A 4676-nucleotide genomic window follows, 5' to 3' on the forward strand; every position below is an offset into this window, starting at 1 on the left:
GGCCCCCCCCGGCCGTCGGCGGGGGCGGGCCGCTGTGTCGCGCTGGGGGTGCTGGGGGTGCTGCTCAGTCGTTGCTGTGCAGGATGTCGTTGAGTCCGCCCCACACGGCGTTGTTCGGGCGGGCCTCGACGGTGCCGGTCGTGGAGTTGCGGCGGAAGAGGATGTTGCTCGCGCCGGACAGCTCGCGGGCCTTGACGATCTGGCCGTCGGGCATGGTCACGCGGGTACCGGCCGTGACGTACAGACCGGCCTCGACGACGCACTCGTCGCCGAGCGCGATACCGACACCGGCCTCGGCGCCGATCAGGCAGCGCTCGCCGATGACGATGCGCTCCTTGCCGCCGCCGGAGAGGGTGCCCATGGTGGAGGCGCCGCCGCCGATGTCCGAGCCGTTGCCGATGACGACGCCCGCGGAGATCCGGCCCTCGATCATCGAGGTGCCGAGGGTGCCGGCGTTGAAGTTCACGAAGCCCTCGTGCATGACCGTGGTGCCCTCGGCGAGGTGCGCGCCGAGCCGGACGCGGTCGGCGTCGGCGATGCGTACGCCCTTGGGGGCCACGTAGTCCGTCATCCGCGGGAACTTGTCGACACTGGTCACCTGGAGGTGCAGACCGGCCGCGCGGGCGTTCAGCCGTACGGTCTCCAGCTGGTCGACGGCGACCGGGCCGAGCGAGGTCCAGGCGTTGTTGGAGAGCAGCCCGAAGACCCCGTCCAGGTTCTGGCCGTGCGGCTGGACCAGGCGGTGGCTCAGCAGGTGCAGGCGCAGATACGCGTCGTGCGCGTCCATCGGCTTGTCGTCCAGCGAGCCGATGACCGTACGGACGGCGACGATCTCCACGCCCCTCAGCGGGTCCGTCCTGATGGCCTTGGCGGCGCCCTCGCCGAGCAGCTCGACGGCACGCTCGGCGCTCAGCCGCTCGGTGCCGGCCGGGCCGGGCTCGGCGACCAGCTCGGGGGCGGGGAACCAGGTGTCCAGAACGGTGCCGTCGGCGGTGAGGGTGGCAAGCCCGGCGGCGACGGCGCCGGTGGTGCGGGAAGGAGTCGTATCGGTCATGGCAGAAACCTAACCGGGACCGGTCCGCGGAGGCGAACCGGTCTCAGGTGCCGGGCGCGTACGGCGGCCTTCACCCCCCTGCGGCGCAGGCCGCCGTACGTGCCCCGTCAGTGGGCCCGCCCCGTCAGCGGGGCGGCTGACGACTTCGGCGTCGTCCTCGGTCGTTGGCAGTCCCGGTCATGTGGCCTCCGAGTGCGCGGGCTTGCTGGGTGTGTCATCACCCTGTTGCCCGCTCGGCCCCGAACGGTTCGCGGCATACGCCGGCCAGCATGGTGCCGCTGATGGAGTCGCTTGCGTACAGGCTCCGGACGCAGCCCTGGACAGTCCGGCGCGTCAGGCGCGGATGATCCGGCCGAGCATCTCCCGGGTGTACGCCTCGTCGTACGCGCCACCGGTGAGCAGCACCTGCAGACAGATCCCGTCGATCAGGGCGACCAGGGCCCGCGCGGTCACCGGGTCGGTGCGGCGCGCGACGATGTCGGCGACGCCCGCGCACCACTCGGCGGCGACCGGCCGCAGCGCGGGCCTGCGCAGTGCCGCGAGGTAGAGCTCGTACTCCAGCTCGACGCCGGTGCGCTCCCCGGAGATCCACTCCCCCGTCAGCTGTGCCAGCTCCGCCGCGAGGTCGGTGCGCGGGTCCTCCAGGCCGCCGTGGTTCCGTACGGCCTTGGCGAAGCCCTCGTTGGTCTGCCGCAGCGCCGCGACCATCAGGTCGTCGAGGCTCTTGAAGTGGTACGTCGTCGAGCCGAGCGGCACATCGGCCTCGGCCGCCACCGAACGGTGGCTGAGCCCGGCGATGCCTTTGCGGCCCACCACCCGGATCGCGGCGTCGATGATGCGCTGGCGCCGCTCGGGGTCGTAGCGGCGGGCCATCAGTGCGCCCCGCCCAGGTTGAGCAGCACGACGCCGCCGACAACGAGGGCGATCCCGGCGAGCCGGGCTGCGCTCGCCGCCTCACCGAGGAAGACCATGCCGATCGCGGCGACCGCGGCGGTGCCGACCCCGGCCCAGATCGCGTAGGCCGTACCGACCTGCATCGTCTTCAGGGTCTGCGCGAGCAGCGTGAAGGCGAGCAGATATCCGGCGACGGTCACCAGCGAGGGCCAGAGCCTGGTGAACCCCTCGCTGTACTTCATGGCCGTGGTCCCGGCCACCTCCGCCGCGATGGCCGCGGCCAGCAGTCCGTATCCCATGCGTACGAGCGTACACAACGATGTGTACGTGCGTACACAGAAGGACTTTCCCGTGCCGCCGGGTGCCTGCGTCAGAGGGCTGGGAGATATCGTGTCGCGACTCCCGGTCTTCCGGGGACGCGAGCAACGGAGTAAGAGCGATGGCGAACACATCGGGGTGGGGACCTCCAGGCTGGGGACAGGGCTGGGTGCCGCAGCCACCGAAGCCGGGGGTGATTCCGCTGGCGCCGCTGGCCGTCGGCGACATACTCGGCGGCGGGTTCAGCGCACTGGGGCGCAACCGCAAGCCGCTGCTGGGGATGGCAGCCGCGATCTTCCTCAGCGCGGGCCTGCTGATCGGCACCGCCTTCGGCATCGCGGCGTACGTGGTCTTCGACCATGTGCGCGCCCTCTTCGACCTGCCGCCCGGCACAGAGCCGGACTCCGGCGACACCCTCCCGCTGGTCGGCGCCTTCGCCGGTGCGTGGCTGGCCTCGTTTGTGATCGCCATTGTGGCGATGGCCCTGATGAACGCCGCGTGCCTGGTCGTCGTGCAGGACGCGGTGCTCGGTCTGCGCCCGTCCTTCGGCGAGGTCTGGCGGCGCTCGTCGACGCGCATCCCCGCGATGCTCGGCGCGCAGTTCCTGGTCTGCCTGATGGTCGCCGTGCCGTTCCTGCTGCTCGCGCTGGTCCCCTTCGCGATGGCGTTGACCAGCGGGGGCGACGACTATGCGGTCGGCGTCTCCTTCGCGATCTTCTTCCTCGGCCTGCTGGTACTGGGGCCCGTGGCGCTCTGGCTGTACGTCCGCTACAGCCTCGCCCCGGCTGCCGTGGTCTTCGAGGGGCAGGGGCCGGCGGGGGCGCTGCGCCGTTCGGCCGAGCTGGTCCGTGGCGCCTGGTGGCGGACCCTGGGCATCCAGCTGCTCGTCATGATCATCGCCGGTACGATCGGCTATGTCATCAGCATCCCGTTCACCTACGGCGGCATGTTCAGCGCCATGGCCATGATCCCGCACGACCCGGCCGCGAGCGAGGTCGTCGGCCCGGCCGTGTTCGCCGCGGTCCTCTATCTGCTCGGCATGGTGATCAGCCAGTTCATCTCCATCGTGCTGCCCCAGCTGTCGATCGGACTGCTGTACGTCGACCGCCGCATCCGCGTCGAGAACCTCGCCCCGACGCTGGCGGAGGCGGCCGGAGTCCAGCCGCCCCCGCCTCCGTACTCCGGCCAGCCGTACCCGGGGCAGCCCTACCCCGGCCAGCCCTACCCCGGCTGAGCCGCGGCGACATGGCCGGACCAGCGGGTCAGACCGCCGCCAGCAGTGCCGTATAGGCACCCTCGGCGCCTCTGCCCTCGGCCGTGCCGTCAGGGGTGTGGGCGAGGAACTCGGCGGTCGACCCGCTCTGCACGAGGCGGCCGGCCGCCAGGACCGACACATGGTCGGCCTCCTCGGCGAGATCGGCCACGTCGTGCGTCGACATCAGGACCCTGACCTCGCTCTTCAGGCTGGCCGGCAGGCCCCTGAAGACACGGCGCTGGCGCGGGTCCATCGCGCCACCGAAGCAGGTCGGCACCAGCACCGGCGAGCGCCACCCGCAGCCAGGCCCGGGGAATGCCCGACCAGAGCAGCGCCACCGCCGCGGCGCCGAGAGCGAGCAGCGGGGGCGCTGCGAACCCAGCTACCGTGGGCAGTTCACCGAACATCAGCTTCCCCGTGTACAGGCCGCTGAGGTGCCGGGGCCAGGGCAGCTCCAAGGCCCTGGACCATCCGACGGCCAGGAAGTCGAGGAGTAGCGGGAGCGTACGGCTCCCTACTCCCAGACGTCCGACTTCCCCAGCCTGCGCGCCTCCCAGGCGCCGAGTGCCGCGGCGACCGCATAGGCGACGGGCGTCAGATTGCGCAGCACCGCGTCGACGACGGTGGGCGCGTACCCGAGCGCGTCGAGCCGCAGGCCGTCCTGCGTGTCGGTGAAGTAGTACGTGAACATGAGCAGCAAGCACGACCGGCGCGACCCACAGCGCGCTGCGCCCGGGGCAGCGCCACGCTTCCCTGCGAAGGTCAGCTGTCGGCCTTGGTGGTGTCGACGCACACCGTGCCCACGTTGAGCAGGCAGCAGCTGCCGCCCTGGCCGATCTTGTCCGTCTCGAAGAAGTAGTCCGACTCGGAGGGCAGGCCCGTCCACTCGCCGACGCTCGTGTAGCCGCTGCCCTTGAAGCAGTTGGTGTAGGTCTTGGCGCCGTAGTAGTCGTTCGCCGAGAGTGCGTCGTAGTCCCACAGCTTGACGACCACGCTCCGCTGCGAGGCGCAGGCGCCCGCATGTTCGGGACGCCCCAGCTTCTCCCGCGCAGGGCCATGTTCCCGTCGAGCATGGTCATGACCAGGCGGGACGCCGGGTCATGTTTCGGTTCGCGGCAGGAAAAAAGGGGCGGCTGTCCGGATGCATCCGGACAG

7 protein-coding genes are annotated in these 4676 nt (G+C 71.2%); 1 reads left to right on the top strand and 6 read right to left on the bottom strand.

All coding sequences use genetic code 11. The features are described from left to right. Positions 1–64: 64 nt before the first annotated feature. The 3 genes from dapD to U9R90_RS24235 form a co-directional block, all read right to left on the bottom strand. A complete protein-coding gene (gene dapD, locus U9R90_RS24225; protein ID WP_411058766.1) occupies positions 65–1054 on the bottom strand; it encodes a 2,3,4,5-tetrahydropyridine-2,6-dicarboxylate N-succinyltransferase in 990 nt (329 codons plus the stop codon). A gap of 333 nt (positions 1055–1387) precedes the next feature. Next, positions 1388–1927 carry a TetR/AcrR family transcriptional regulator gene (locus U9R90_RS24230; protein ID WP_411058767.1) on the bottom strand — a complete coding sequence of 180 codons (540 nt, stop codon included), beginning with the start codon at positions 1925–1927 and terminating at the stop codon, positions 1388–1390. Beyond that, positions 1927–2247, bottom strand: coding sequence for a DMT family transporter (locus U9R90_RS24235; protein ID WP_411058768.1), 321 nt, complete (start codon positions 2245–2247; stop codon positions 1927–1929). The genes U9R90_RS24230 and U9R90_RS24235 overlap by 1 nt, the downstream gene beginning before the upstream one ends. Before the next feature lie 140 nt (positions 2248–2387). Here U9R90_RS24235 and U9R90_RS24240 point away from each other — a divergent pair, with 140 nt between their 5' ends. After that, positions 2388–3500, top strand: coding sequence for a hypothetical protein (locus U9R90_RS24240; protein WP_411058769.1), 1113 nt, complete (start codon positions 2388–2390; stop codon positions 3498–3500). Between the two features lie 28 nt (positions 3501–3528). On the opposite strand, the gene U9R90_RS24245 is transcribed toward U9R90_RS24240, so the two are convergent. The 3 genes from U9R90_RS24245 to U9R90_RS24255 all read right to left on the bottom strand — a co-directional run bounded on the left by U9R90_RS24245 (position 3529) and on the right by U9R90_RS24255 (position 4514). Then, positions 3529–3804: a hypothetical protein gene (locus U9R90_RS24245; RefSeq protein WP_411058770.1), complete on the bottom strand. Its 276-nt coding sequence runs from the start codon at positions 3802–3804 to the stop codon at positions 3529–3531. 231 nt (positions 3805–4035) lie between these two features. Continuing rightward, positions 4036–4212, bottom strand: coding sequence for a hypothetical protein (locus U9R90_RS24250; RefSeq protein ID WP_411058771.1), 177 nt, complete (start codon positions 4210–4212; stop codon positions 4036–4038). A 71-nt stretch (positions 4213–4283) separates the two neighbouring features. Then, positions 4284–4514 (bottom strand): hypothetical protein, encoded by a 231-nt coding sequence (locus U9R90_RS24255; protein WP_411058772.1) that lies wholly within the window; start codon positions 4512–4514, stop codon positions 4284–4286. Positions 4515–4676 lie beyond the last annotated feature (162 nt).

Origin of the sequence: Streptomyces sp. E11-3 (assembly GCF_046540415.1) — a bacterium.
Lineage (GTDB): Bacteria > Actinomycetota > Actinomycetes > Streptomycetales > Streptomycetaceae > Streptomyces.

Excerpts from the sequence above, each read along its gene's own strand:
- U9R90_RS24235 (WP_411058768.1), bottom strand. The coding sequence starts at position 2,247 with ATGGGATACGGACTGCTGGCCGCGGCCATCGCGGCGGAGGTGGCCGGG.
- U9R90_RS24230 (WP_411058767.1), bottom strand. The coding sequence starts at position 1,927 with ATGGCCCGCCGCTACGACCCCGAGCGGCGCCAGCGCATCATCGACGCC.
- U9R90_RS24250 (WP_411058771.1), bottom strand. The coding sequence starts at position 4,212 with ATGTTCACGTACTACTTCACCGACACGCAGGACGGCCTGCGGCTCGAC.
- U9R90_RS24240 (WP_411058769.1), top strand. The coding sequence starts at position 2,388 with ATGGCGAACACATCGGGGTGGGGACCTCCAGGCTGGGGACAGGGCTGG.
- dapD (WP_411058766.1), bottom strand. The coding sequence starts at position 1,054 with ATGACCGATACGACTCCTTCCCGCACCACCGGCGCCGTCGCCGCCGGG.